This window comes from Streptomyces sp. NPDC050287 (assembly GCF_044459385.1).
GTDB lineage: Bacteria > Actinomycetota > Actinomycetes > Streptomycetales > Streptomycetaceae > Streptomyces.
In genome coordinates this window covers 349,344-375,325 of the sequence record NZ_JBITIY010000004.1, presented here as the reverse complement: position 1 = coordinate 375,325, position 25,982 = coordinate 349,344, and the positions used below count along the sequence as shown (strand labels likewise).

Below are 25,982 nucleotides of genomic sequence, written 5' to 3'. Positions count from 1 at the left end.
CCCCGGCTCTCCGCGTACGAGCGTCAGCTCACGTCACGTCCGCAGCATCCACGCCCGCGTGCCGAACGAGGCACATGCCCGTGAGGCCTCCTCGGCCGCGCCGTGCAGAGCCGCGACGAAGCCCTCCGAGGTCAGGTCACCCTGGACCGCGAGGCGATGGGCGAGGGCCCCGTGCAGGACGTCGCCCGCACCGAGGGTGTCGGCCACGCGGACCTCGGGCACGTCCACCGTGCCGTCGCCGTCGGGGCCCGCCCACAGGATCGGCCGTCCTCCCCGGCTGACCGCCGACCAGACAACCCCCTGCTCCCGCAGGAACCGCAGGGTGTCCGCCGGAGTGCCGGCGCCGGGCGGGTGGAAGTCGGCCGAGCACACGACCACGTCGATCCAGGGCAGCAGTCGCCGGGTGCCGTCCTTCCAGCTGCCGGCGTCCAGCAGGGTCCGGCGGCCCGCCGCCCGCGCGGTGCGGGCGGCGGCCACGGCCAGGTCCATGTGGTGGCCGTCGAACTCGACGATGTCGGCGGCCCGCACCAACGCGTCGAGATCACCGGGCGCATCGAGCCGCCGGCCCGTCGCGTTCGTCGAGGCGACGGCGCGATCGCCGCTGGCCGCGGTCACCAGAACGGAGGACACGACGGGTGGCTCGACCGAGTCGGCGGCCAGGTCCGACACGGCCACGCCCAGCCGGTCCAGATCGGCCCTGACGCCCTGCGCCAGTGGATGCGAGCCGATCGCGGTGAGCAGCCTGGCCGCGCCCCCCAGGTGACTGAAGGCCGCGGCCGCGTTGGCCGCCGGACCGCCCGCCGCGACGACCTGCTCACGGGCCGTCAGTTTCTCGTTGGACGCCGGTACATGGTCCACGAGGTGGATGACGTCCAGCGTGCACAGGCCGACGAACAGCCCCGCGGGGCGTCCGCGCGCCGTCGCCGCGGAGTGGCGGAGGGTGGTCACAGGGTGCGTTCCAGGCGGTCCGCCACCAGCTTCACGAAGTGTGCGGGGTCGGCCGGCCGTCCGCCTTCCGCCAAAACCGCCAGCGAGTACAGCAGTTGGGCGGTCTCGGTCAGGTCGGAGCGGTCCTCGCGTTGCTTGTACGCCTGGTTGAGGCCCTTCACCAGCTGGTGGTCCGGGTTGAGTTCGAGGATGCGCTTGGTGTGCGGCACTTCCTGTCCCATGGCCCGGTACATGTTCTCCAGCGCCGGTGTCAGATCGTGGGCGTCGGCGACGACGCAGGCCGGCGACACCGTCAGACGCGACGACAGACGCACCTCCTTGACGTCCGCATCCAGTTGCTCGCTCATCCAGCCGAGCAGGGTCGCGTACTCCTCGGCCTGCTTCTCCCGCTCGTCCTCGGACGTCCCGTCTCCCTGCGCGCCGAGGTCGATCTCGCCCTTGGCGATCGACTGCAGCCGCTTGCCCTCGAACTCGCCCACCGCGTCGACCCACACCTCGTCGACGGGGTCCGTGAGCAGGAGCACCTCGATGCCCCGCTCCCGGAAGGCCTCCATGTGCGGGGAGTTGTCGACGCTCTGCCGGGACCCGCCGGTGATGTAGTAGATGTTCTCCTGCCCGTCCGGCATCCGCTCCACGTACTGCTTGAGCGTGACCGTCTCGTCCGCGCCGTGGGTGGTCGCGAACGACGACACCGCGAGAAGGGCGTCGCGGTTGTCGGAGTCGGTGATCAGCCCTTCTTTCAGCACCGCGCCGAACTCCCGCCAGAACGTGGCGTAGCGCTCGGCGTCGCCGGCCATCATGCTCTTGACCGACGACAGCACCTTCTTGGTCAGCCGCCGCTGCATCATCCGGATGTGCCGGTCCTGCTGGAGGATCTCGCGGGACACGTTGAGCGAGAGGTCCTGCGCGTCGACCACGCCCTTGACGAAGCGGAGATAGGGCGGCAGCAGCGCCTCGCAGTCGTCCATGATGAACACGCGCTTGACGTACAGCTGCACCCCGCGCTTGTAGTCCTGCGTGAACAGGTCGTGCGGGGCGTGCGACGGGACGAACAGCAGGGCCTGGTATTCGAACGTCCCCTCGGCCTGCAGCTGGATGGTCTCCAGCGGGTCGCGCCAGTCGTGGCTGATGTGCTTGTACAGCTCGTGGTACTCGTCCTCGGACACCTCGTCGCGGGAACGCGCCCACAGCGCCTTCATCGAGTTCAGCGTTTCGGGATCGGCCGGGCCCTCACCCTCGCTTCCCGGCTCCCCGACCAGCCTGATCGGCCAGGTGATGAAGTCCGAGTAGCGCTTGACGATCTCCTTGATCTTCCACACCGAGGTGTAGTCGTGCAGCTGGTTGTCGGGGTCGGCCGGCTTGAGCCGCAGGGTGACCGAGGTGCCCTGCGGTGCGTCGCCGGCCTCCTCCAGGGTGTACGTGCCCTCGCCGCGGGACGTCCAGCGGGTGCCCTTCTTCTCGCCCGCGCGCCGCGTCAGCAGGGTGACCTCGTCCGCCACCATGAAACCCGAGTAGAAACCGACGCCGAACTGACCGATCAGGCCCTCCGCGCCCGCCGTGTCCTGTGCCTCCTTCAACTCCCGGAGGAACTCGGCCGTACCCGAGTTGGCGATCGTGCCGATGAGCTGCCCGACCTCGTCGTACGACATCCCGACGCCGTTGTCCCGCACCGTGAGGGTACGGGCGTCCTTGTCGATCTCGAGTTCGATGTGCAGGTCGGAGATGTCGGCGTCGAGCGAGTCGTCCCGCAGCGCGGCCAGGCGCAGCTTGTCCAGCGCGTCGGAGGCGTTGGAGACGAGTTCACGGAGGAAGACGTCCTTGTTCGAGTAGACCGAGTGGATCATCAGCTGGAGCAGCTGACGGGCCTCTACCTGGAACTCAAACGTTTCGGTCGGCATGGTTCGCGACTACCTCACTTGTCCATGGATCATCGGCACCTGTGCGGGCATTTTAGTGAACAGCGGCCGCCGGCAGGGCGTCAGTAGGCGCCCCCTGGTACGTCCCTGCCCGTACGCAGTACACGGGACAGGCCGAGCGCCGCCGTCCGCACGGCGGGCGCCGGTCGGGCCGGGTGGAACCGGGCTCGCGGCACGGCCACCGACAGCGCCGCCACCGCCGTCGGGCCGTCGAAGACGGGCGCGGCGATGCAGCTCACGCCGACGGCGGCCTCCTGCTCCTCGTAGGCGAGGCCGGACACCTGGGCCTGCTCGATGGCGGTGCGCATCCGCGCCGGGTCGGTGACCGAGTGCGCGGTGAGCCGGGCCAGCGGCTGCGCCAGTACGGTGTCCCGTGAGCTCCGTGCCGGAGAAAGCCAGCAGCGCCTTGCCCACCCCGGTGCACGTCAGCGGCAGCCGGCCGCCGATGCGGGACGGCAGCGACAGGGTCTCGTGGCCGTGGATCCGCTCGAGGTAGACCACGTCGTGTCCTTCCCGGACACCGAGGTGCAGGGCTGTCGAGGCTCTGCGCGAGGTTCTCGACGACGGGCCGCGCGGCCTCGCGCCGGGTCCGCTGGCGCGGCGCGCGCAGACCGATCTCGTACGGCTGCAGCCCGAGCCGGTAGTCGGAGCCCTCCCGTTCCAGGAGTTCGCCGGCGACGAGTTCCTGGCACAGACGGTAGACGGTGGCCTTCGCGACCCCGGTGCGGGCGGTCAGCTCGGCCAGGCTCAACGAGAAGTCGTCGTCCCGGAAGGCGCCCAGAATGAGCCCGACCTTGCCGGGACCGATTTGGGAGGCGCTTGTCCCGGCCGGGTCTCTCCGCCGTTCTCACCGACCTCGTGCGCAGCCACCATGACTCGCCCTCCTCACCTGAGAAGCGCGCCCCGGGCGGAGGCGGCCACCAGTACCGAGAAGGCAAAATATGGAGGTACTTCAGTTGCTTCGGTGTGTACCCGCTGTCACAGCGTCGGCATGTGCGGGCCCGCGGTCCTGCAGTGCCGTCCCCTTCAGAGGGTCCCCGGCAGCGGCCTGCTCGCCCTGGGGATACCTGAGCGGGACGACACCCACACAGCGGCCGTCCCGGTCCAGAAGCCGGCCCATGTGCTTGACCGTGCGCAGCACCACCGAGCGGTCCGCGACGGTGAGGCGGGGCAACTGCCGTGACAGGTGGGCCTCGAAGGCGTGCACATCGCGCAGGGCGCGCAGCCAGACATCGATGACCAGATTGTGCGGGCCCGCCGCGATCATGCACGACCGGACCTCACGCACGCCGGACAGCACCCTGCTGGTCTCCTCCAGGTACTGGGCCGGCACGGACGCGAAGTACACGGCGGACAACGGCCATCCCGACAGCGGCCGGGCGAGATCGCAGCGCAGACTCACCCGCGAGGCCAGCAGCGACTGAAGTCTGCGGCGCACCGTGGTCAGGCTCGCGTCGGTCGCCGCGGACAGGTCGCGCGACGACATCCGCCCGTCCGTGCTCAGCAGCTCCAACAACCGCTCGTCCAGGCCGTCCCAGTCGGCCTCGGCGGCCGGAGCGGGCCGCAAGGACGTGGCGAACGCCGCCTCGACGCGCGCGCTCTGGGTCGCGTCCAGACTCCGCAGCCGCCACCGGCTGCCCTCCGTCGGGACACCGGTCGAGATGTGCGTACGGGTCGCCCGCACGCCCGGCGTCCGCTGGAACAGCAGCGTGGTGAGGTGGGCCAACTCGTCCAGGTCCCGGGCCTGTACGGAGGCCACCAGATCCCGGCCACCGGCCGTGAGCTTGATGTTCGCCACCGCCGGGTCGGCCGCCAGATGCCGCGCGACGTCCCCCGCGACGCCGGGTTCGGCGTCCACCTCGACCACACCGGTGACCACGATCCGGGAGTCGGACAGCCGCGGATAGGCGGTCACCCACGCCAGGCCCGCCTCGTTCAGCCGGTGCCAGCGCCGCGCCGCGGTGACCGGGTTGACCCCGAGCACCTCACCGACGAGCTTCCACGGCGCCCGGGGATGAATCTGCAGGGCGTGGACGACACCGCGGTCGAGCTCGTCGAGCTCCACCGTGGCGGATTCCTGCATGCCCAAGGGCGGCGCTTGTCTGCTCGCATCCAGGGAATCCGGCGCGAAACCTGCACTGTCACACCAGGTTCTCGTGCGCATTCCACACTCCCTTCGCCAGTTCCCGACCCCCAAGGAGTGACGGCGCCCCATGACGCACGCCACGACGCAGGAGCTTGAACGGACCGCCCTGCGGGTCCAGCACGCCCGGCTCATCGACGGTACCGGCGCGTCCCCCGTGGACGACGCCGTCGTCATCGTCGACGACGAGGGGACCATCACCTACGCCGGAGCCGCCGCGACAGCGCCGCCGGTCTCAGAGGAGGCTGCCCCGGTCCGCGTCGTCGACGCCGGCGGACGCACCCTACTGCCCGGCTTCTTCGACTGCCACGTCCACCTCGCTTACGCGCACGGCTCACCGCCCGGCCGCCGCGCCGAACTCGACCCGGTCCTGGTCACCCTCGACACCGTGACGCGGCTGCGGCAGACCCTGGACGCCGGCATCACCAGCGCCCGTGACCTGGGCGGCCTGTCGGCGGGATACCGCACCGCTGTCGAGACGGGCCGGATCGTGGGCCCGCGCCTGCACACCGCGGTACGGATCATCAGTCACACGGGCGGCCACGCCGACCTGCGCCTGCCCGACGGCACCGATCTCAGCGCCGGCATGTCCGAGATCGCCGACACCGCCGACGCGGCCCGGCTCGCCGTCCGCCGGGTGCTGCGCGAGGGCGCCGACCTGGTGAAGGTCTGCGCGACCGGCGGCATGGGAAGCCCCTACGACCAGCCGGACGACGAGGGCCTGCTGGAGGAGGAGATCCGCGCCGTCGTGGACGAGGCCCGACGCCACGGCGGCAAGCCGGTCGCCGCGCACGCCCAGGGCAACGCCGGCATCCTCAACGCGATCCGCGGCGGCGTCACCAGCATCGAGCACGGCTACGGACTCGACGACCGGGCCCTGGACATGGCGGGCGAGCGCGGCGTCTTCGTCGTCCCCACGCTGTCCACCGTGTACGCCGGCATCAACAAGGACACGATGCCGCACTACCACTACGAGAAGAAGGTCCGCTGGTCCGGCATCACCAAGGAGAACATCGCCCGGGCCATCGAGTACGGTGCCCGGATCGCGCTCGGCACCGACGCCGCCGTCGGCCCGCACGGCGTGAACCTGATGGAGCTCAGCTACCTGGTGGACCTCGGCATGGACCCCATGGCCGCCATCGTCGCCGGCACCCGCACCGCCGCCGAACTCCTCGGCGTCGCCGACCGGCTCGGCACCCTGGCCCCCGGCCGGACCGCGGACCTGGTGGTCTGCGACGGCGATCCGCTCACGGACATCGGCGTCCTCGGCGACCCCGCGAACATCGTCTGCGTCGTCCAGGACGGAGTCGTCCGCAAGGACCTCCTGCTCCCAGCGGCTCCGACCGGAAGGCAGCCCTGATGTCCTCACTGACCGAACTCCCCGCCCCGGCCGGTAAATCCCCCAACCAGCGGCGGCCGACCGGCATCGACCGGGTGCTGGCGCTCATCGAGCGGGCGGGCAACGCGCTGCCCAACCCGATCGTCCTGTTCACCGCCCTCTTCGTGCTCCTGGCCGCCATCTCCACCGCGCTCGCCCTGGCCGGCGTGAGCGTCACCGTTCCCGGCACCTCCGACACCAAGCCCATCACGGGGCTGTTCACCGGCGAGGGCGTGCGCTGGCTGACGGAGAACCTCGTCACCAACTTCGCCACGTTCCCGCCCATCGCCGCCGTGCTGCTCATGATCATGGCGGTGGGTGTCGCGGAGAAGGCCGGGCTCCTCGAGACCGTCATGCGCGCGACGCTGGCCCGCGCGCCGCGCGCGTTGCTGCCGTACCTGGTGGCACTCATCGCCTGCCAGGCGCACATGATCAGCGACGTGGCCGCCATCGTGCTGCCGCCGCTGGCGGCCGTGGTCTTCAAGAGCGCGGGACGCCATCCCGTGGCCGGCCTGATCGGCGGCTTCGCGTGTGTCGGCGCGGGTTACGCCGCCGGGTTCACCATCGGCTCCCTGGACGCCCTCTACATCGGTATCACCCAGCAGGCGGCCGCGGTGCTTCCGGGGGCGCGGGGCCTCGATCTGAACCTGCTGGTCAACTACTTCTTCACCGCGTCCAGCAGTCTGGTGCTCGGCCTGCTCGGCGGTTTCCTCATCAGCCGTGTGCTCGAACCGCGGCTCGGCACGTACGAGCCCTGCGCCGACGAGCCCGAGCACCAGGACCTCGCCACCACCGCGGTCCAGCGCAGGGGGCTGCTCCTCACCGGCCTGGTTCTGGCTCTCTATCTGGGCGCCGTGCTGTCCCTGTGGCTTCCCGAGGGGGCGCCGCTGCGTGGCGACGGCGGGGCCCTCGTGCCTTCTCCCCTCCTCACCGGCATCGTCCCCGTGCTGTTCGGCGCGTTCCTGCTGGCCGGGATCACCTACGGTTTCACGGTCAAGGCACTGGCCGGCTCGGAGGGCGTGGCCACGGCCATGTCCGACTCGGTGAAGAACATGTCGGGCTACATCGTCCTGATGTTCGTCGCCGCCCAGGTCATCGCCCTGTTCAACTGGTCCAACGTGGGCGTCCTGCTCGCCGTGAAGGCCGCGGCCGGCCTCGACTCCATCGGTCTGACCGGCTTCGGGGCGCTCGTCGCGTTCGTCCTGCTGGTCTCGTGTCTCAACCTGTTCGTCGTCTCGGGGTCCGCCCTGTGGTCGCTGGTCGGTCCGGTGTTCGTGCCGGCGTTCATGCTGCTCGGCATGAGCCCGGCGCTCAGCCAGGCCGCGTTCCGCATCGGCGATTCGGCCACCGGCATCATCACGCCGATGAATCCGTACGTCTTCCTGTTGCTGGCGCTGTTGCGACGGTACGAACCGGATGCGCGCCTGGGCACGCTCGTCGCCCGGCTGTCGATCTTCACCGTGCCGTTCCTCGTGGTATGGCTCGGGATCCTGGGGATCTTCTACGGCTTCGACCTGCCGCTCGGCCCCGGCGCGCACATCGGGCTGAAGTGAATCCGGCGCTGCCGCTCCTCGTTCCATTCGACGCGGACCGAAATATTTCGAGGATTCCAGCTCGACATTCGGCCAGAGAACGAGGATTTACGACCTCTTGATCTGGTCCGGTCAAAAAATTCACGTCTGATCTGCGGAAACGCGGCATCGAACGTTCGACTGGCCTGGAAGATGTTTCGGAATCAACGCCGAAACTGTTGACAGTCACAGGGCCTCGCCCAACACTGACGGGCACCGATCCACCTCCAGACCCACCCCCACAAAGGTTTCCGCCAGTTTTCGCGAGGAGGAAGCATGGAGAAGAACGACGGCCCCGTCGGCCGGATCAGCCGCAGGAGTGTCCTCGGTGGTACCGGCGCCTTGGCCCTGGCCACCGCGTCCGGGCTCATCCTGCCGGGAACCGCACGCGCGGACACGACCATCACCACCAACCAGACCGGCACCAACAACGGCTTCTACTACTCGTTCTGGACCGACGGCGGCGGCTCGGTCTCCATGACCCTGGCATCCGGCGGCAGTTACCGGACCTCCTGGACCAACTGCGGCAACTTCGTCTGCGGCAAGGGCTGGAGCAACGGCGGACGACGGACGGTGCAGTATTCGGGCAGCTTCAACCCGTCCGGCAACGGCTACCTGGCCCTCTACGGATGGACGTCGAACCCGCTGGTGGAGTACTACATCGTCGACAACTGGGGCACCTACCGGCCGACGGGCACGTACAAGGGAACGGTGACCAGCGACGGCGGGACGTACGACATCTATCAGACGACGCGGTACAACGCCCCGTCCGTCGAAGGCACTCGGACGTTCAACCAGTACTGGAGCGTCCGGCAGTCGAGGAGGACCGGGGGAGCCATCACCACCGGCAACCACTTCGACGCATGGGCCCGTGCCGGAATGCCGCTGGGCAGCTTCCGGTACTACATGATCCTCGCGACAGAGGGCTACCAGAGCAGCGGCAACTCCAGCCTCACGCTCAGTGGTTGAACGATGTCACGGGCCCCGGCTCGGGCCGCTTGGCCGCATGGCCGTCGCCCGGTGTGCGTCCGCGCAGCCGTCGCCACAGCCAGGGCGCGACATGGTCCACAGCCCAGCGCACGTCGGCCTCAAGGGCGCGAAGGGCGGGGACGGGCGCCTGCGGCGGCAGGAGTTCGGCCCAGTCGTCGTATCCGGGCAGACCGAGTGTGTGGGCCATACCGGCGGCGATCCGGGCGTGCCCGAGGGGACTGGCGTGCAGCCGGTCGTCACTCCACAGGCGTGGGTCGGTAGTCACCGGGTGCGGGAAGACGTCCAGGACCATGACGCCGTGCTGTTCGGCGACGGCGCGCACACGGTCGTTGAGGTCGAGGATGCGGGGCAGGATCCGGCGGGCGACCGGTGAGACCTTTCCCAGGTCCGGAAAGGTCAGGGTGGCGACCCGGGCGCCGGATGCGGTGAGCCGGGCGAACATCTCCTCGATGTTCGCGGCGACCGATTCGGCGTCATAACGGGGCCGTACGAGGTCGTTCATGCCGGCCATCACCGTCACCAGGTCCGGCTCGAGCGCGAGAGCCGGACCGAGCTGATCGGTCCTGATCTGGCCGCTCGTCTTCCCGCGCACGGCGAGATTGGCATAGCTGAGCCCCGGCTGCCCCTCCGCCAGGATTTCGGCGAGGCGGTCGGCCCAGCCGCGGTGACCGCCCGCCGGACCGGGGTCCCCGATGCCTTCCGTCAGGCTGTCGCCGATCGCCACGTAGCGCGGGAAAGGGTGTGAGGCGGTCATGGGGCGCGAGTCTATAGAGCGACTCGGCCTGACGGACGGCAGAGCGACCCTGCCCGGTGGACGACGACGTTCAGGGCGTCGTGCGCGCCCCGGCGGTCATCCACGCCATCGCTTCACGGAACGCTCACAGAGCATCCCCGGAGCTTTAGGTTTCAATCGTTACGCTCGCCGCAGACTGAGTGGCCGAGGACGACCCCCGCCACGGTGCTCACCACCCCACCAGGTACAGGAGATCGGTGTGCGTGACGGTGACGTAGTGGTGATCGGCGGCGGATACGCGGGCGTTCGCCTCGCGAAACGGCTGGACGGGACCGCGCGGGTGACGCTGGTGGACCGCAAGGAAGTCTTCTTCCACCGCATCGCCTCCCTCAGGGCCGGCGTGCGCCCCGACTGGACGGCGACCCCGTTCATCCCGTACGACCGGCTGTTGCGCAACGGCCGTGTGGTGGCGGGCAAGGCGGTCCGTGTCGACACCGTCGAGCGGCAGGTGGTGCTCGCCACGGGGGAGCGGCTGCCGTACGACGCGGTGGTGATCGCCACCGGTGCCGACTATCCCGAACCGGCCCGCTTCACCGGTACCACCACCGAGGAGGCGGCGAAGACCTTCGCCGCCCACCAGCGCAGCATCGCCACCGCCGATCACGTCCTTGTCGTCGGCGGCGGGCCCTCCGGCGTCGAACTCAGCGCCGAGATCCGCCTGGCCAGACCCGACGCCCGGGTCACGCTCGCCCACGCCGGGCCGGTGCTGCTCGACTCCACGGGCAGCGAGCGGGCCGGACGCAGGGCCCGGGCATGGCTGGAGGCGCACGACGTCGAGGTGCGGCTGGACTCCTTCATGTCCCCCGGTGTCGACTTCGGCACCTATCGCGATGCCCGCGGCACCATCGTCGAGGCCGACCTCTCCTTCTGGGCGACGGGCACCACCCCGAACACCCTGTGGCTGCGTCTGGGCGGACACGGCGACTGGCTCAACGCGAGCGGGCAGGTGAAGGTCGACCGGACGCTGCGGGTCGAGGGACGGCAGGACGTGTTCGCGGTCGGCGACGTGAACGACGCCACCGAGCTCAAGATCACCCCTGCGGCGCTCGCCCAGGCGGACCTCGCCGCCTGGAACATCCGTGCCCACCTGGCCAGTTCGGGCAGGCACCGCAAGGACCCCCGCCTCTACCGGGCCGTCCACCGCACCCCGCTCATCGTGCCCTTCGGCCCGGCCGACGGACTGACCATGCTGCCCGTCCCGGGCGGAGAAACCGCCGTCCTCGGCAGCCGCACGACGGTCCTCGCCAAGGCGAAGACCCTGATGACGCCGTACATGCGACGCCAACTCGGATATACCGCCACCTGAGACACCAGCGGCCGGACCACTCGGCCGGACCACTTGTCCGGACAACCCCAGCGCCCTTTCACAGGCTGCCGACCCATCGATCCGGTCGCCGGGAGGGGCACCGTGCGGACGGCCCCCGGACATACACGTTCACAGAGGTCGGCGGTTTCTCCTCGGAAGATGTCGCCTGATTGCTGATGGTGTACGGCGTCGGCCTGGTCGTCGGGAACCTGGTCGGCCGGCGAGCGGCCGACCAGGACAGTGACCGCGCCCCGGTGCTCGCCCTGCTCGGCGCCTGGCTCGTGCGCCTGGCCATCACCGCCGGCCTCGGCTACACCTCCCCGCTCTGCGCCGGCGCCGGCATCTGCCTGATCTCCGTCGTCGTCATGGCCGTTGCCGCACACCGGGCGAGGTCACCGGCTCAGCAGCCGGACCACGTCAGGTGAACGGGAGCCGGAGCCGGTCAGCGGCGTGATGTGACACCGGCCTGCCGAGCGTGCGCGACCGTACGCGGGAGCCGCGACGGATCTCCTCGTCACTCACCCTGGCGTCATCACCATCCGCCAGGGTGGAGGCAAGGAGTCGCCGAGGCATGGCACGCGGCGCGGGTGGCGGCCGTGGCCGCCGGGTCGCCGACTTCACGTGCGGCTGCGTGGATCGCCCGGGCAAGGGAGCGCCGTCGCCCGATACATGGGATGTAACGGGTGCTACATTTCCTCACGTGACGGACGACCGAGCAGCACCGCAGTGGCTGATCCTGGTGATCAGGCTCCCCGGCGAGCCGTCGCGGCACCGGGTGGCCGTCTGGCGGGAGCTGCGCAAGATCGGCGCGCTGTCGCTGGGGCAGGGAATCTGGGCGGTGCCGGACGTGCCGGCCTTCGCCGACGGGGTGCGGCGCGCGGTGGAGCTGACCGAGCGCGCCGAGGGGCAGGCCGTGACGCTGCGGGCGACCGGGCGCGGCCCCGAGGACGCGGCCCGCTTCGAGGCGTTGTTCACCGCCGCGCGGTCCGAGGACTGGACCGAGTTCCTCGCCGACTGCGGCAAGTTCGAGGAGGAGATCGCCAAGGAGATCCGGATCGCCAAGTTCACCCTGGCCGAGCTGGAAGAAGAGGAACAGAGCCTGGAGCGCCTGCGACGCTGGCACCGGGACCTGACGGCACGCGACGTCTTCGGAGCGCCGGAGTCCGCCGCGGCCGGCGAGCGGCTCAGGCAGTGCCGGGCGATCTGCGAGGACTACGCGGAACGCGTCTTCGCCGCCCTGCACCAGAGCGAGGGCATGGGGGGTCAGGCGTGAGCACGCGGGCAGGCGTTCCGGCGCCGCGGCGGGCGATGTGGCCGCTGTACGCGGCAGGCTTCACCACCGCGTTCGGCGCCCACGGCATCGCCGCCAACCTCGGCGGATTCTCCGACGACGCGGTCACCTCGCTGCTGGTCCTGGGCGGGCTGCTCGCCCTGTACGACGGGGCCGAGGTACTGCTCAAACCGGTCTTCGGGACCCTGGCGGACCGTATCGGCGCACGGCCCGTCCTGCTCGGCGGGCTCGCAGCGTTCGCCGCGGCCTCGGCGCTGTACGCGGTGGTGGACAGCCCCGGCTGGCTGTGGGCGGCCCGCCTCGGACAGGGCGCCGCCGCCTCCGCCTTCTCACCCTCGGCCTCCGCTCTGGTCGCCCGGCTCAACCCGGCCGCCAAGCACGGCCGGGCGTTCGGCGGTTACGGGTTCTACAAGTCCGTCGGCTACACCCTCGGCCCCCTGCTCGGCGGCGTCCTGGTCTGGGCCGGCGGCCTGCGACTGCTCTTCACGGTCATGGCGCTGCTCGGTGTGGTCGTCGCGGCCTGGGCCGCGCTCGCCGTGCCCGCCGTAGCACCGTTGCCGCGCAGCCGCCAGACCGTCCTCGACCTGGCCCGCCGGCTCACTTCCCGCTCCTTCCTCGCCCCGACCGCGGCCCTGGCCGGCGCGACCGCCGCGCTCTCCGTCGGTGTCGGGTTCCTGCCGGTCTCCGGCGCGGCGGCCGGGCTGGGCACCGTGGCCACCGGCGCCGCTGTCTCCGCCCTCGCCGCATGCGCGGCGGTCGTCCAGCCGGCCGCCGGCCGTGCCCTGGACAGCGCGCGCATCACCACCCGTACCGGCCTGAGCGCCGGGCTGCTGATCACCGCCGCCGGTCTCGGCTGCGCCACGCTGCCCGGTCTGCCGGGCATCCTGACCGGCGCGGCCCTGATCGGCGCCGGAACCGGACTGATCACGCCCCTCGGCTTTGCCGCCCTGGCCGCCACCGCGCCCGCCGAGCGCCTCGGCCAGACCATGGGATCGGCCGAACTCGGCCGCGAACTCGGCGATGCCGGCGGCCCGCTCCTCGTCGCCGCGGTCGCCACTTTCACCACCCTCACCCACGGCTTCGCAGTCCTCGCAGTGATCCTGGCCATCGGCCCTGCCTTCCTCCTCGCCGGGCACCGTGCCAAGACCCCGGCCGCGCGCTGACTGACGGCGACGTATGGAGCCCGCCGGTGGTCTCCAGGCCGGCCGGGGGCGGTTCCGTCGGCAGGGGACTTCAGCGTCGGCGTCGGGACGCGGGGTACGACGGAACCTGGCTGCTCGACGACCGCGCCTCTCGCCGCCGGCGCGGTCTGCCGGTGCACTTCAGCCGCAGCGCCTGGCCGAACACCCGGCGGGACTGCCATGGCAGCACTGTGAGAGACCGTGGCAGCCCTGGCGCAGGGCCTGCCGGAGCCTCCGCCGCCACGGGACGGAACACGATCGACGTGGTCCGGGCGAGGTCCGAGGGCCGGGCGAAATCCCTCGCAACCAGGACCCGTCGCTGCTAGCTTGCGGCCGTGAATCTCTCCTCACACCCTGCCGTGAATCTCTTCTCACGCTCGTGGGCCGCGTTGCGCACGACGGTCGCCGACCTCCCGGACGAGGCCTTCGCGCTGCCGTCCGGCTGCACCGGCTGGCTCGTGCGGGACCTGGTGTGCCATCTGATCATCGACGCTCAGGACGTCCTGATCACTCTCGTCACGCCGGCCGGAACGGAACCGACGCGGGACGCGGCGACCTACTGGAACATCGTCCGAGCCCCGACCGGCGACGATCCGCTCGACGCGCTGACCGTCCGCATGGCCGCCGCGTACGAAGAGCCGTGGCTGCTCAAGTTCCACCTCGACGACGTCGGTTCCGCCGCCGGCCGTGCCGCCGCGCTCGCGAACCCCGCCGCCCGGGTCGGCACTCGCGACGTGGTGCTCACCGCGGGCGACTACCTCGGCGCGTACGTCCTGGAGTGGGCGCTGCACCATCTCGACCTGATCGCGCACCTCCCGGACGCCGCGGAACCACCGGCCGAGGCCCTCGCCCGGTCACGCGAGCTGCTGGAGAAGATCGCCGGTACGGCGTTCCCCGCCTCGTTCTCCGACAAGGACGCGCTGCTGATCGGTACCGGACGGCGTGCCCCGACCGAAGGGGAGAGGGGCGAACTGGGGGAGTGGGCCGGCAAGCTCCCGCTCGTCCTGGGCTGACCGGTCGTCGACGACAGCGCGGACGCCGGACGCCCGTCCCGTTCGAAACCGCGCCGGCTGTCAGCGATCTGACCTCGTCGTTGCCAGTCAGGTCCCGACGGTAACATCCCTTCCGGGGAAGGCTCCCCGGAAGGGCGGAGGGTGATGATGACGGCCGGCGGTGACAGCACGGGCGCACCGGTACGGCGGCGCGATGCCCGGCGCAACCAGGAACTCCTGGTCGCGGCGGCCCACGAGGTGTTCACGGAGCAGGGCCTCGAAGCGCCACTGGACGTCATCGCCCGCCGGGCCGGGGTCGGCAACGCGACGCTCTACCGCCACTTCCCCAGTCGTGCCGCGCTCGTCGACACCGTCTTCGGAAGTCTCCTCACGGACACGATGGCCGCCGGCGAACGGGCACGGGCCGCAGCGGACGCCTGGGCCGGACTGACCGCCTACCTGTACTCCGTCTTCGAGGTCCTGGCAGCCGACCGCGGCGCGAACGACCTGATGACCACCCATGTGGAGGGTGTCGAGACCCTGCGGGCCGTCCACGCGCACAACCGGGAGACGGTGGAGTTCCTGCTGGAGCGCGGTCGTGAGCAGGGGACCGTACGTGCGGACGCCACTGTCGAGGACGTCCTGTTCGCGCTGGCCGCCCTGGGACGCGCCGTTCCCTCTCTGGCCGAGCAGGTGGCTCCGGACGCCTGGCGCCGTCCCCTCAGCCTGCTCCTGGACGGCCTGCGTGCCTCCCCGGCACTCCCCCCGCTCCCCGCTCCCGCGCTCGGCGCCACTCAACTCGACGGCGTCCTGCGGGGGTTGGGCCCGCACCGCGCGCCCAACCCCTGACCGCTCCTCGCGGCGTCGCCCAGGGGAGCGACCACCCCCGTCGGGCGACCTGCGCCAGGTCTCCGCGGCGCGCGGCTGCTCGACCCGCGCGCTCACTTCGGGCTCATGGTCCCCTTGCCCCTGCGAGCGGAAGGGCCCCCGGCGGGCCCCGCGTGCGGGGCGAGTCCGCCATGTGTCCCGTACGTGCCTCACGGAGGAAGGTACGCGCTCAACACCTCGGATCTCTCCCTGATTATTGACGAGATTGTTGACGGCATGCCTTGCTGTCTCTACTTTGCGCACTTGAAATAGCTCCGATGAATCTCGCGCGACGTACGAGCCGCCAGGAGGCGTGATGCCCAGCCCGTCCAGCCGTCGTTCCAGCCGTCCGTCCCGACGTACGGTGCTTGCCACCGGCTCCGCGCTCGGCGGGACACTGCTCGTGGGCGGCCTGCCCGCTCCGGCCGGAGCGGCGACCGCGGCCGAGGCCGGATCCGATCCCTGGCGCACCGTTCTCGACGACGCCGACCTGGTCTGGCAGCGGATGCCGAAGACCTGGTACGAGGGACCGTATCTGGGCAACGGCTTTCTCGGTTCGGGAATCTACGCCGAACCGGGCGCCGACGCCGACACCGTCCAGGCCGTCCGCTTCAACGTGCAGCACACCGAAGTCCAGGACCACCGCCCGCAGTTCGGCTCGCTCTTCGGGCTCGCGCGGCTGCCGATCGGCCACTTCACGCTGGAGCCGGTGGGCACGATCACCGGCCTGGACTGGCGCCTCGGGCTGCACGACGCCGAGCTGACCGGCACACTCACCACCGACCGGGGCACCCTCACGATCCGTGCCCTGGTGCACAACTCCCGCTCCGTACTGGCCGTCGAGGTGACACCGACCGAGGGCGAGCGTGACTTCGCGTGGGTGTTCCACCCGGCGGAGGCGATCAGCCCGCGCGCCGCGTTCCGGCCACTGCCGACGGGCTACGAACCCAACCCGCCCGCCGAGACCGGCGAGCACGACGGCATCCGCGCCGCCGTACAGCCGCTGCTGTCCGGCGGACAGCACGTCACCGCGTGGTGGGAGCGCACACGGGGTGGTACGCGGACGCTGTACGCCCATGTCGCGCACTCGTATCCGAAGTCGACGGCGCTCGGACGGGCCCTCGCCGCGGTCCGGGACGCCTCGAAACTTCCGTACGACCTGCTGGCCGTGGCGCATCGCGCCTGGTGGCACGCCTTCTACCGGAAGAGTTTCCTCTCGCTGCCCGATGCGCGCATGCAGCGCTTCTACTGGATCCAGCTGTACAAGACGGCGTCCGCCGCCCGGCGCGACGCGCCCCCGATGGCCACCAGCGGCCCCTGGCTGGAGCCCACCCCGTGGCCGGCGACCTGGTGGAACCTGAACGTGCAGTTGGAGTACTGGCTGATCCACGGCTCCAACCACCTCGAACTCGACGCGGTCACACGAGCGTTGAGCGAGTTCCGGGACAACCTCAAGGCGGAGGTGGCGGCCCCCTACCGCGCCGACTCGCTGGGCATCCCGCGCACCACCGACGCCTCGCTGGTCAACGGCGGCCCGACGGAGCCCGCCCTGGGCTACGGCGTCGGCATCCCCGGCCAGAACCCGCCGACCCCCGAGGTCGGCAACCTCACCTGGGCCCTGCACAACGTCTGGCTCAGTTACCGCCACACGATGGACGAGTCCATCCTCCGCGACGTCCTCTTCCCCCTCCTGCGCAAGGCGATCAACTACTACCTGCACTTCCTGGAGCCGGGCGCCGACGGCAAACTGCACCTGCCGGCCACCTTCTCGCCCGAGTACGGCGGCGACTCGCGGGACTGCAACTACGACCTGATGCTGCTGACGTGGGGCTGCCGCACCCTCCTCGAATCCGCCGAAGTCCTCGGCATCGACGACGAGTCGGCGCCGCGCTGGCGCGAGGTCCTCGCCAAACGGGTCGCGTATCCGACCGACGACAACGGATTCATGATCGGCGCGGACATCCCCTTCGCGAAGTCGCACCGCCACTACTCGCACCTCCTGGCCGTGTACCCGCTGTACGAACTGACCGGCCGTACGCCCGACGAGAAAGCCCTGATCGAGAAGTCACTGGCCCACTGGGTGGGTTTCGAAGGCGCCCTCCAGGGCTATACGTTCACGGGCGCGGCCTCGATGTCGGCGCTGCTCGGCAAGGGCGAGGACGCGCTCAGCTACCTCGGCCAGCTGATGACCCGCTTCATCCAGCCCAACACCATGTACAAGGAGTCGGGGCCGGTCATCGAGACCCCCCTCTCGGCCGCCCAGTCCCTGCACGACATGGTCTGCCAGTCCTGGGGCGGCATCATCCGCGTCTTCCCCGCGCTGCCCGCCGCGTGGAGGGATCTGACCGTGCACGACTTCCGTACCCAGGGGGCGTTCCTGCTCAGTGCCGTACGCGAGGACGGAGTGACCCGCTGGGTCCGGCTGGTCAGCGAGGCGGGCGCCCCCTGCGTCGTACGGCATGGCATCACGGGCCCGATAGAGGTACGGGACGACAGCGGACGCCGGCTGCGGTACGAGTCCGTGGGTGAGGGCGCGATCCGAGTCGCCCTGCGCAAGGGCGACTCGGCGCTCATCACCGCCAAGGGCGACCGTCCGGACCTGCGGATCGCGCCGGTCGAGCCGAACGAGGAAGCGCCGCGGTGGGGGCTGCCCGGCTGACCGCCCGCTCCGACACCACGCCCCTGATCACCCGCTCCGACAGCGCGATCCCTGTGACGCTCGCGGTGGTCACGGTGGCCGCCGGGCTGGCGAGGACCGAGGCGACGGCCCCGGCGCGGCCGGGTTCGGCTGATCGTACGGACGGCACATCCAGGGGCGCGGGCTGCGAGCGCCGCCGACCCTGCCGCACCGATTGACGGGAGCATGCCTCCAGCAGTTGAGCGCGGGACGAAATGCCTGTCGCATACGCCGCGTACATGACCGTAAGGGCTCTTATTGAACGGGCCTCAGGCGCGTGACCTTCTGGGCGGTCACACGTGCCGTCTGTTCGGCCTGGGCCAGGGCGTCGGCGGCCGCCCGGCGCCGGTCCTCGGCTTCCCGCTGTTCCCGTTCCGCCCGCTGGAGCTCCTGGCGAACCTGCTCCAGTTGCCGCTCGGCAGCGAGCACCTGCCGGTGGGCCTCGTCACGCCGGTCGCGTGCCTGCCGCAGCCCGGCGTCGGCGTCCGCCTGTGCCGCGTGCTGGTCACGGAGGCGCTGTTCGGCCGCCTTGGCTGCCTCTTCGGCCTGGGCGATTTCCTCCTGCCGTCGGCGGCGCCGCTCGGCGAGCTCGTCCTTCGCCCGCGCCCGCGCCGACGGTGGCGATGTCGGTGGGGGTGACGTGGACCTCGTCCTGGACGGTTTGCGCGCGCCGGCGGCTGGGGCGGTCGGCGAGGGGAACGTCGACGGCGGGGTGAGGGCACCCACCAGCCGGCCGGTGGCCCATTGGCCGGCGGCGTCCTGATCGGCCAGTACGGCGCGCAGGGTGGTGTCCACGTCCTGCTGCGCCGTGTCCGACAGGGGGTGGCCTGCTTGCCGCGCCAGCTGGGCCGCCTGCCGGGACAGTGCGGCGACGACACCTCGGGACTGGTCGGACAGTTTCCTGATCCCGTCGGAGTCCAGGGACTGGTAGGCCCCGCGCAAGGCCTGCCCGAGTTCCAGGAAGCGCCCGCTCTCCTGCGGCCGGGAGCGCAGCAGCAGGTTTGCCGCCCATGCGGCGAGGGTGGGCCGTCGGGCGGCGTGGATGAGACGGGCCTCCTCCACGCGGCCTGCCGCCTTGGCCGCGGCCGCCAGCTCTTCCCGGCGGGCGACGAAGCCGGGCGGTGGCATGGTGTACAGCTCGTCGAGGGCTGCCTCCACGTCGTGTCCTGTGCTGTCCCGACCACGCCTGCGCTGCATGGTCCTCAGACTCCACGCTGTCCGGCCACCGTGCACCTCGGGCGCGCCGCCGTACGTACGCTGCTGATCAGGGAGGCGATCCGGCGTCAGGGCCTTCGCCGCGTGGACGACCGACCGCCCTTCACGCCCCTCTTCCTCTTCGCAGTCCGACCAGGGCCCTCACCGGCCGGGGCCGCACGCAGACGCATCCGCACGCTCACAGAGCCCCACAGGTGGAGGAGCTGGGCGGGGAGAGCAGCAGGACGCGGGTTCCGTCCGCCGACCCGGCCGATCACACGCGGCGGTTTCCTCACACCGGCGGTGAAGCCCTCCGCTGGAGCGGCACAGCGATCATGTCCCGAAGGGGCCTCCGGGAGCGATCACCGGTCCGCCGGAGTACGGGGACGGTGCGGTCGGGTCACGGTACCGGGCACCGGAGCGGCGGTGGCGGGCACGTGGACGGTCTCCTCCTGCACATCCGGAGCCTGAAAGGGGTTCCTCTCCGGAGGCGGCGATTCCGTCGTGGCGTGGAGAGGGGCCTGCTCCGGGTCGGAGAACAGCGAGGTCGTGTCGATGGGAGGTCTCACCTTCGTTGCGAGCACGCCAAGCAGAGGCGTGTGGTGCGAACGGGCCGGTTCAGGGCCCGGAAGCGGGTGACTGCCCGCTGCGCCTCGATCGTGCAGGCGCAGCGGACCTCAAAGATTGGTCAACTTGGTGTACGGACTCACGATCCGTGCCTGGAGCGAACCGAAATCGACGAGGACGGCAACCCCCTCCTCGATGGCGGTCACCCGGCCGAGACCGTACACATCGTGCGTGACCCGGCTTCCGACAGTGAACTGCTTGGGAGTTGGCGCGACCGGAGCCAGGAAGGGGCTGGTCGGCAGATGACGCTTGGGCATGGGTGACTTTGTCATTGTCACCAGTATGCGCCTGCTGGATCGACACGACCGACGCGTTGCCCTCTTGTTGTGATCGATCCGCGAACATTCTCCGCCCGCCGGTCTGGAGGAATCCGGACGGAGGCGCCCATCCCGGACTCCGGCCACCTTCCCGTGATCATGCCAGAAGGCGACGCCGGGAGTGCGGTAGGTGGGTGGTCGACGGACGCCGCCGGCCTGCTCGTAGGCGTACGCGAGGCGGAGCAGGGTCGCGCGGCTCGCCTAGGTCGCCGGATCGCGGGCGTCGATCCCGGCCAGCGTGCCGGGCACGATCGCGGCGTCGCGGACCGTGCGTGCGCTCGGGCCGGCACTGTCCTGGCTCGGCGCACCGGGGGATCACACCACCACGCCTTACCGGTCCGACGTCGGTTTCACCCCGACCACGCGGTTCTCCGAGGCCGGGTCGACGATCGAACCGTTGGTCCCGGTACCGATCCCGGCGGCACGCAGGTTGGCCGCGGCGGCTGCCGCGGCGCGTCCACACATTCACACGCCCACAGGGGGCGGTAGCACAGCCGGACCCTCGCGGACGGCTTCGCGGGCGGGTGCCTGGCTGCGTACGGCCCACACGCGAGTACCGAGAATCCCTGCACGAGCCTCACACGGACTGCACATGGCCTTGCGAAGGCGTCGTTAGTGTTGCTGACGGTTCGATCCCCCATGCGAACGTGACCGAGTAGCAACTCTCGCAGGTCGACGGCGCGCCAACTCAGAAAGACCGCAGATGGACTACTGCTCCTCGTGTCGTAGGTATCTCAACGGTGCCCTGGTGTGCCCCGGTTGCGGTGCGTACGCTCCGGACATCGCTCCGGTCGCCGCCGACGTCGCCCTCGGGGTGGCTCCGGCTGACAGGGCGTCGTGGAGCGCGGGGGCCGCGTCGGAGTCCTCGGGCTGGAGCGCACGGCACGACGGGCGACCCGGTGACGGGACGGCGGTCGGGGCCGGCCGCGTGGAGAGCGCACCCCCAGCCGACGCATCCGGCGATCTTGACGGCGTGGCGGCCTTGCCGGAAGGGCGGGCGGCACGGCGTCGCCAGCGCGCCCGCTGGAAGAAGAACCAGCGCCGGGCCGTGGTCGCGACCGCCGTCGCGCTGGTCGGCGGCGGCATCACCCTGGCCTCGATGGACCGGCAGTCCGGCGACCGGACACAGGCAGCCGCGGGGCCCGAGGACCCTGGCATGGGCACCCTCGAGGAACAGACCCTGCAGGACGCCCGCCCGGCCTCGCGGCAGCCCGACGGACCGCGCTCCTCGCCCACACCGACCGCACAGCCGTCCGCCCCCGACCTCGCGCGCGGGCGGTATGCCACCGAATCGCTGCGCAGCACGCCGAGCGCTCAGCCGGACGCCACCGCGGCGCCGCGTACGGCGGCGGGATCGAATCCGCAGCGGAAGTCCACCGCTCAGTCGTCCGGCACGAGGACATCCGACCGCACCGACCCGGCGCATACGACGGTCACGCAGCCCACGCAGACGCCGCCCCCCGCGACCACGGGCGGAGCCGGCACCAGTGGGAGCGGCGGTAACGATGGAACGGGCGGCACCGGCGGCAACAGCGGAACGGGTGGAACGGGTTCAGGGACGCCGCAGACGAGCACCTCGCCCGCCACGACCTCGCCGACCGAGATCTGCCTGCTCGTGGTGTGCATCGGCTGACCATCGAGTCCGCCCCGCACGTCGACGTCCGACCCCTGTCCGGTCGGGTCGAGCACCGACCGGCTGCCCGGCGGGTTCGGCACCACGGGCCGGTTCATCCAGCCGCGCCGACGACTTCGCCGCGGGCCTGCGTGCGGCCCGCCGTCCGCGCTCCGCGCTGATCGCGGTCCCGGGCGGCCGGCCGGTGTCGGCTGCCCGGCCGTCGGTCAGTCCGGTCAGTCCGTTCGGCGCAGCCCTGCGATGAGGAGTTCGACCAGCCGACGGGCGTCGTAGCGGGGATCGCTGTCCGCGCCGATGCAGAGGTTCCCGACGCCGCGCATGAGTTCGTAGGCTCCCAGGTCGGAGCGGATCTCCCCGGCGGCAGCCGCGGCTTCGAGCAGCTGGGCGCACACGGGCACGAGCCGGTCGAGGAAGTAGCCGTGCAGCGTGTCGAAGCCGGCGTCGTCGGAGTGCAGCACGGCGGCGAGCCCGTGCTTGGTGACCAGGAAGTCGACGAAGAGGTTGATCCACTGCCCCAGCGCGGCGTGCGGAGTCGCGCTGCTCGCCAGCAGGGCCGGACCCGCTTCGGCGCAGGCCTCCACCTGGTGCCGGTAGACGGCGATGATGAGGTCCGCCCGCGTCGGGAAGTGGCGGTAGATCGTACCCAGTCCGACGCCGGCCTTGGCCGCGATGTCGCGAACCGGCGCGTGCACGCCTGACGTGACGAAGACCGAGGCGGCCGCGTCGAGCAGAGTCTCCTTGTTGCGCCGGGCGTCCGCCCGCTTGGACGGTGCCGCGCGCCCCGCGTCCTCGTTGCTGCCGTTCACCTCGCCGCTCCCTCCAACCCTGCCGCTTGCCAAACGGAACGACGTTCCGTATCGTTCCGGAACGTGGTTCCGCTTGTGTTCATGATGCCAGAGCGGAAGCCGAGAACCAAGCGACCCCGTCGACACCACGCTTCGTCCGCACTGGAGGAACACAGTCATGCAGTACCGCACCTTGGGCCGCACCGGTGTGCAGGTCAGCGCCCTCGCGCTCGGCGCGATGAACTTCGGCGCGATCGGGCGCACCACCCAGGACGAGGCCACCGCCATCGTCGACGCCGCTCTCGAGGGCGGCGTCAACCTCATCGACACCGCCGACATGTACGGCAACGGCGAGTCGGAGGAAATGGTCGGCAAGGCCATCGCCGGCCGCCGCGACGACATCGTGCTGGCCACGAAGGCGGGCCTGCCCATGGGTGACGAGCGCAACCACCAAGGCAGTTCGCGCCGTTGGCTGGTCACCGAGCTGGACAACAGCCTGCGCCGTCTCGGTGTGGACCACGTCGACCTCTACCAGATCCACCGATGGGACCCGCGCACCAGCGACGAGGAGACCCTGTCGGCACTGACCGACCTGCAGCGCGCCGGAAAGATCCGGCACTTCGGCTCCTCGACCTTCCCGGCCTACCGCATCGTGCAGGCCCAGTGGGCCGCGCGCGAGCACCACCTGAGCCGTTACGTCACCGAACAGCCCAGCTACTCGATCCTGCAGCGCGGAGTCGAGACCCACGTGCTGCCCGTCACCGAGGAGTACGGGCTCGGCGTGCTGGCATGGAGCCCGCTGGCCTCGGGCTGGCTGTCGGGCGCGATCCGCGAGGGGCGGTCCATCACCACCAGCCGTTCGACGGTCATGCCGCAACGCTTCGACACCTCCATCCCCGCCAACCGGGCCCGGCTGGACGCCGTGGAGCAGTTGGCCAAGGTCGCCGACGAGGCCGGCCTGACCATGATCCAGCTCGCGCTCGGATTCGTGACCGCGCATCCCGCCGTCACCAGCGCGCTCATCGGCCCCCGCACCCTGGACCACCTGCACTCACAGCTCGCCGCCGCGGACACCGTGCTCTCCGCCGACATACTCGACGCGATCGACGCGATCGTGGCCCCCGGCACCGACCTCGCCGCGGACGAGAAGTTCGACACTCCGCCCGCGCTGCTCGACGCGGCACTGCGGCGCCGCTGACCGCCCGAGGTACGGCCGCCACGTTCGTACGTACATTCCGACTGAACCTCGGCAGCGCGCCCCAGCCCGCGCGCCGCCGGGGTCGAAAGGACAACAACTCATGGCACCCCCACTCCCACCCCCACCCCGCTTCGGGATCATGACCGCCCCCCAACAGGTGGACTACCACGACGTCCTGCGGGTCTGGCGCGAGGCGGACGCGATCCCCGAGATCGAGCACGCCTGGCTGTTCGATCACCTCATGCCGATCGGAGGCGACCTGGACGGACCGGCCTACGAGGGCTGGACACTGCTCTCGGCCCTCGCCGCCCGGACCCGACGACTGCGGCTCGGCGTGCTGGTGAGCAGTAACCGGTTCCGGCCGCCCGCGATGCTGGCCAAGATCGCCACGACCGTCGACATCGTCTCCGGTGGACGGCTCGACTTCGGCATCGGCGTCGGCTCACGCCCCGACCACCCCCTGGCCCGGCGTGAGTACGCGGCACACGGCCTGCCCTTCCACGACTCAGCGCACGCCGTGGGCAGCCTCGCCGAGGCCTGCACGCTGATCCGGCGGCTGTGGACCGAGGACAAGCCGTTCGACTTCCACGGCACCTACCACCACCTCACCGGAGCGTTCGGCAACCCCAAACCCGTCCAGCGCCCCCACCCGCCGATCCTCATCGGCGGACGCTCGTCCGCGACGCTGCGCGTGGTCGCCGAACACGCCGACCTGTGGAACATCCCGGGTGGCGACATCGACGACGTCCCACGTCGCAGCGCACTGCTGGACCGCTACTGCAGAGAGATCGGCCGCGATCCCGCCTCGGTCACCCGCTCGATCCATCTGCCGGTCTTCTACGACCGGCCCGGCGTCACCCGGCACGCGATCGACGAGGCGGTCGACGCCGGCTTCCGGCACATCGTCCTCGGACTGCCGACGCCCTACCCCGCCGATGTCGCACGGTGGGTCACCGACGAACTCATCGGCACCCGGGCCCGGTAGCGGCTGGTTCACGCGCGTGCCGCCGACTGGCGCAGCCGGCGGCCTTGACGGAGAAACGGCATCTCGATGAGCGCGTACGACAGCAGGGCCATGACGGTGGTCAGCACGATCGTGGTCGACAGCCGTCCGTCCGTCACGCCGAGGGAGGCCAGCAGGCGGACGACGGGGTAGTGCCACAGGTAGATGCCGTAGCTGAGGTTGCGGCCCACCCAGGCGAGCGGTGCCAGGGAGAGTGCTCGTGACAGCCGTGCGTCCGGGCGGAGTTCGAGTCCCGTGACGAGCGTGGCGGACACCGTCGCCACCATCAGGAGACCGACGGTGTACCAGGTGGCGGTCCAGACACCCGAGTCGCCGGTGACCGGTACCTGCCACGCGGTCAGCAGCAGCAGGCCGAGCGCCGGCCAGGCCAGCCGGCCGGCCCAGCGGCGCAACTGCTCCAGACGGGGATCGCCGGCCCGCAGCCGGGCCAGCACCACGGCCACCAGGGCGCCGGCGAGCAACTGGTCGGCGCGGGTGTCCGTGCCGTTGTAGATCCGGTGCGCGGCGTCCGGGTTCCACAGGGCGAACCGCCACAGCACCGGGGCCACGCACAGCGCCGCCGTGCACCACAGCACCGTACGGGCCCGGCACCGCCGCAGGAGGAACAGCAACGCCAGCGGCCACAACAGGTAGAACTGCTCCTCCACGCTGAGCGACCAGGTGTGCGCCAACGGTCCGGTGACGTCGGAGTACGCGCCGCTCGCCCCGGCGCGCACGATGTTGACCACGAACGTCGCTGCCAGCACGGCAGCCGCCCAGGCGTTCTCGAAGGCCCACAGCGAGGTGGTCAGCGACAGCACGACGCACGCGGCGCAGACCGCAAGCAGGGCGGGGACCAGGCGCAGCCAGCGCCTTCGGTAGAAGCTCCGCAGCTCGATGCCGCCCGTGCGGGCGTACTCGGCGAGCAGCAGTCGGGTGATGACGAAGCCGCTGATGGTGAAGAAGACGTCCACCGCGACCGAACCGCCCGGCAACAGGTCCGGCTCCACGTGGTAGACGAGGACCATCGCCACCGCCACGGTTCTCAGGCCGTCGAGCCCGCTCACCCGGCCGCTGCGTGCCGCTGCCGAGGGGAAGCCCCGGCCGCACGCCCCACGTCTCGACGCTTCCGCCGGCGCGGAGGAATGCCCTGACGCCTTCCCTTCCGCCTC

The 25,982-nt window shown here is 71.0% G+C and carries 21 protein-coding genes and 2 pseudogenes; 13 read left to right on the top strand and 10 right to left on the bottom strand.

From position 1 onward, the window contains the following. Window positions 1-33 precede the first annotated feature (33 nt). The 4 genes and pseudogenes from ACIBK3_RS16635 to ACIBK3_RS16620 form a co-directional block, all read right to left on the bottom strand. Complete coding sequence (locus ACIBK3_RS16635) at window positions 34-948, bottom strand: PfkB family carbohydrate kinase (RefSeq protein WP_399366150.1); 915 nt, start codon at window positions 946-948, stop codon at window positions 34-36. Continuing rightward, on the bottom strand, window positions 945-2,846 hold the full coding sequence (gene htpG / locus ACIBK3_RS16630; RefSeq protein ID WP_399366148.1) for a molecular chaperone HtpG: 1,902 nt from the start codon (window positions 2,844-2,846) through the stop codon (window positions 945-947). The genes ACIBK3_RS16635 and htpG overlap by 4 nt, the downstream gene beginning before the upstream one ends. A gap of 80 nt (window positions 2,847-2,926) precedes the next feature. Next, a pseudogene (locus tag ACIBK3_RS16625) lies at window positions 2,927-3,672 on the bottom strand (IclR family transcriptional regulator). 144 nt (window positions 3,673-3,816) lie between these two features. Beyond that, on the bottom strand, window positions 3,817-4,947 hold the full coding sequence (locus ACIBK3_RS16620; RefSeq protein WP_399366147.1) for an Lrp/AsnC family transcriptional regulator: 1,131 nt from the start codon (window positions 4,945-4,947) through the stop codon (window positions 3,817-3,819). Window positions 4,948-5,077: 130 nt separating this feature from the next. Between ACIBK3_RS16620 and ACIBK3_RS16615 the strand changes: the two genes are divergently transcribed. The 3 genes from ACIBK3_RS16615 (at window position 5,078) to ACIBK3_RS16605 (ending at window position 8,925) form a co-directional block, all read left to right on the top strand. Continuing rightward, window positions 5,078-6,367 (top strand): amidohydrolase family protein, encoded by a 1,290-nt coding sequence (locus ACIBK3_RS16615; RefSeq protein WP_399366145.1) that lies wholly within the window; start codon window positions 5,078-5,080, stop codon window positions 6,365-6,367. Further along, on the top strand, window positions 6,367-7,938 hold the full coding sequence (locus ACIBK3_RS16610) for an AbgT family transporter (protein WP_399366143.1): 1,572 nt from the start codon (window positions 6,367-6,369) through the stop codon (window positions 7,936-7,938). Before ACIBK3_RS16615 ends, ACIBK3_RS16610 begins: the two co-directional genes overlap by 1 nt. A gap of 294 nt (window positions 7,939-8,232) precedes the next feature. Then, entirely contained in the window at window positions 8,233-8,925 is a 693-nt protein-coding gene (locus tag ACIBK3_RS16605) for a glycoside hydrolase family 11 protein (RefSeq protein WP_399366141.1), read from the top strand. On the opposite strand, the gene ACIBK3_RS16600 is transcribed toward ACIBK3_RS16605, so the two are convergent. Beyond that, window positions 8,915-9,700 carry an SGNH/GDSL hydrolase family protein gene (locus ACIBK3_RS16600; protein ID WP_399366140.1) on the bottom strand — a complete coding sequence of 262 codons (786 nt, stop codon included), beginning with the start codon at window positions 9,698-9,700 and terminating at the stop codon, window positions 8,915-8,917. The two genes, ACIBK3_RS16605 and ACIBK3_RS16600, sit on opposite strands and share 11 nt — an antisense overlap. A gap of 238 nt (window positions 9,701-9,938) precedes the next feature. Here ACIBK3_RS16600 and ACIBK3_RS16595 point away from each other — a divergent pair, with 238 nt between their 5' ends. The 7 genes and pseudogenes from ACIBK3_RS16595 to ACIBK3_RS16565 all read left to right on the top strand — a co-directional run bounded on the left by ACIBK3_RS16595 (window position 9,939) and on the right by ACIBK3_RS16565 (window position 18,035). After that, complete coding sequence (locus ACIBK3_RS16595; RefSeq protein ID WP_399366138.1) at window positions 9,939-11,045, top strand: NAD(P)/FAD-dependent oxidoreductase; 1,107 nt, start codon at window positions 9,939-9,941, stop codon at window positions 11,043-11,045. Between the two features lie 122 nt (window positions 11,046-11,167). Further along, window positions 11,168-11,470, top strand: a pseudogene (locus tag ACIBK3_RS16590) (hypothetical protein); the annotation flags it as partial. A 275-nt stretch (window positions 11,471-11,745) separates the two neighbouring features. Beyond that, a complete protein-coding gene (locus ACIBK3_RS16585; protein WP_399366136.1) occupies window positions 11,746-12,318 on the top strand; it encodes a Chromate resistance protein ChrB in 573 nt (190 codons plus the stop codon). 35 nt (window positions 12,319-12,353) lie between these two features. Beyond that, window positions 12,354-13,499, top strand: coding sequence for an MFS transporter (locus tag ACIBK3_RS16580; RefSeq protein ID WP_399366834.1), 1,146 nt, complete (start codon window positions 12,354-12,356; stop codon window positions 13,497-13,499). A gap of 377 nt (window positions 13,500-13,876) precedes the next feature. Next, window positions 13,877-14,530 (top strand): maleylpyruvate isomerase N-terminal domain-containing protein, encoded by a 654-nt coding sequence (locus ACIBK3_RS16575; protein ID WP_399366134.1) that lies wholly within the window; start codon window positions 13,877-13,879, stop codon window positions 14,528-14,530. Between the two features lie 147 nt (window positions 14,531-14,677). Further along, window positions 14,678-15,358: a TetR/AcrR family transcriptional regulator gene (locus tag ACIBK3_RS16570; RefSeq protein WP_399366832.1), complete on the top strand. Its 681-nt coding sequence runs from the start codon at window positions 14,678-14,680 to the stop codon at window positions 15,356-15,358. A 334-nt stretch (window positions 15,359-15,692) separates the two neighbouring features. Continuing rightward, window positions 15,693-18,035, top strand: a complete 2,343-nt coding sequence (locus ACIBK3_RS16565; RefSeq protein WP_399366132.1) for a glycosyl hydrolase family 95 catalytic domain-containing protein — start codon at window positions 15,693-15,695, stop codon at window positions 18,033-18,035. Between the two features lie 273 nt (window positions 18,036-18,308). Here ACIBK3_RS16565 and ACIBK3_RS16560 read toward each other — a convergent pair whose 3' ends face one another. The 3 genes from ACIBK3_RS16560 to ACIBK3_RS16550 form a co-directional block, all read right to left on the bottom strand. After that, on the bottom strand, window positions 18,309-19,250 hold the full coding sequence (locus ACIBK3_RS16560; RefSeq protein ID WP_399366130.1) for a hypothetical protein: 942 nt from the start codon (window positions 19,248-19,250) through the stop codon (window positions 18,309-18,311). Window positions 19,251-19,924: 674 nt separating this feature from the next. After that, a complete protein-coding gene (locus tag ACIBK3_RS16555) occupies window positions 19,925-20,146 on the bottom strand; it encodes a hypothetical protein (RefSeq protein WP_399366128.1) in 222 nt (73 codons plus the stop codon). Between the two features lie 375 nt (window positions 20,147-20,521). Next, window positions 20,522-20,656, bottom strand: coding sequence for an amidase family protein (locus ACIBK3_RS16550; protein WP_399366126.1), 135 nt, complete (start codon window positions 20,654-20,656; stop codon window positions 20,522-20,524). 508 nt (window positions 20,657-21,164) lie between these two features. On the opposite strand from ACIBK3_RS16550, the gene ACIBK3_RS16545 reads away from it, so the two are divergent. After that, a complete protein-coding gene (locus ACIBK3_RS16545; RefSeq protein ID WP_399366125.1) occupies window positions 21,165-21,824 on the top strand; it encodes a hypothetical protein in 660 nt (219 codons plus the stop codon). 215 nt (window positions 21,825-22,039) lie between these two features. On the opposite strand, the gene ACIBK3_RS16540 is transcribed toward ACIBK3_RS16545, so the two are convergent. Further along, a complete protein-coding gene (locus tag ACIBK3_RS16540; RefSeq protein ID WP_399366123.1) occupies window positions 22,040-22,630 on the bottom strand; it encodes a TetR/AcrR family transcriptional regulator in 591 nt (196 codons plus the stop codon). Window positions 22,631-22,787: 157 nt separating this feature from the next. Here ACIBK3_RS16540 and ACIBK3_RS16535 point away from each other — a divergent pair, with 157 nt between their 5' ends. Together ACIBK3_RS16535 and ACIBK3_RS16530 are read left to right on the top strand one after the other, a co-directional pair. Further along, complete coding sequence (locus tag ACIBK3_RS16535) at window positions 22,788-23,807, top strand: aldo/keto reductase (protein WP_399366121.1); 1,020 nt, start codon at window positions 22,788-22,790, stop codon at window positions 23,805-23,807. A gap of 100 nt (window positions 23,808-23,907) precedes the next feature. Beyond that, on the top strand, window positions 23,908-24,792 hold the full coding sequence (locus ACIBK3_RS16530; protein ID WP_399366119.1) for an LLM class flavin-dependent oxidoreductase: 885 nt from the start codon (window positions 23,908-23,910) through the stop codon (window positions 24,790-24,792). A gap of 8 nt (window positions 24,793-24,800) precedes the next feature. Here ACIBK3_RS16530 and ACIBK3_RS16525 read toward each other — a convergent pair whose 3' ends face one another. Next, the gene (locus ACIBK3_RS16525) at window positions 24,801-25,877 is read right to left on the bottom strand and encodes an acyltransferase family protein (RefSeq protein WP_399366117.1); all 1,077 of its coding nucleotides are present in this window, start codon (window positions 25,875-25,877) and stop codon (window positions 24,801-24,803) included. Window positions 25,878-25,982: the final 105 nt, after the last annotated feature.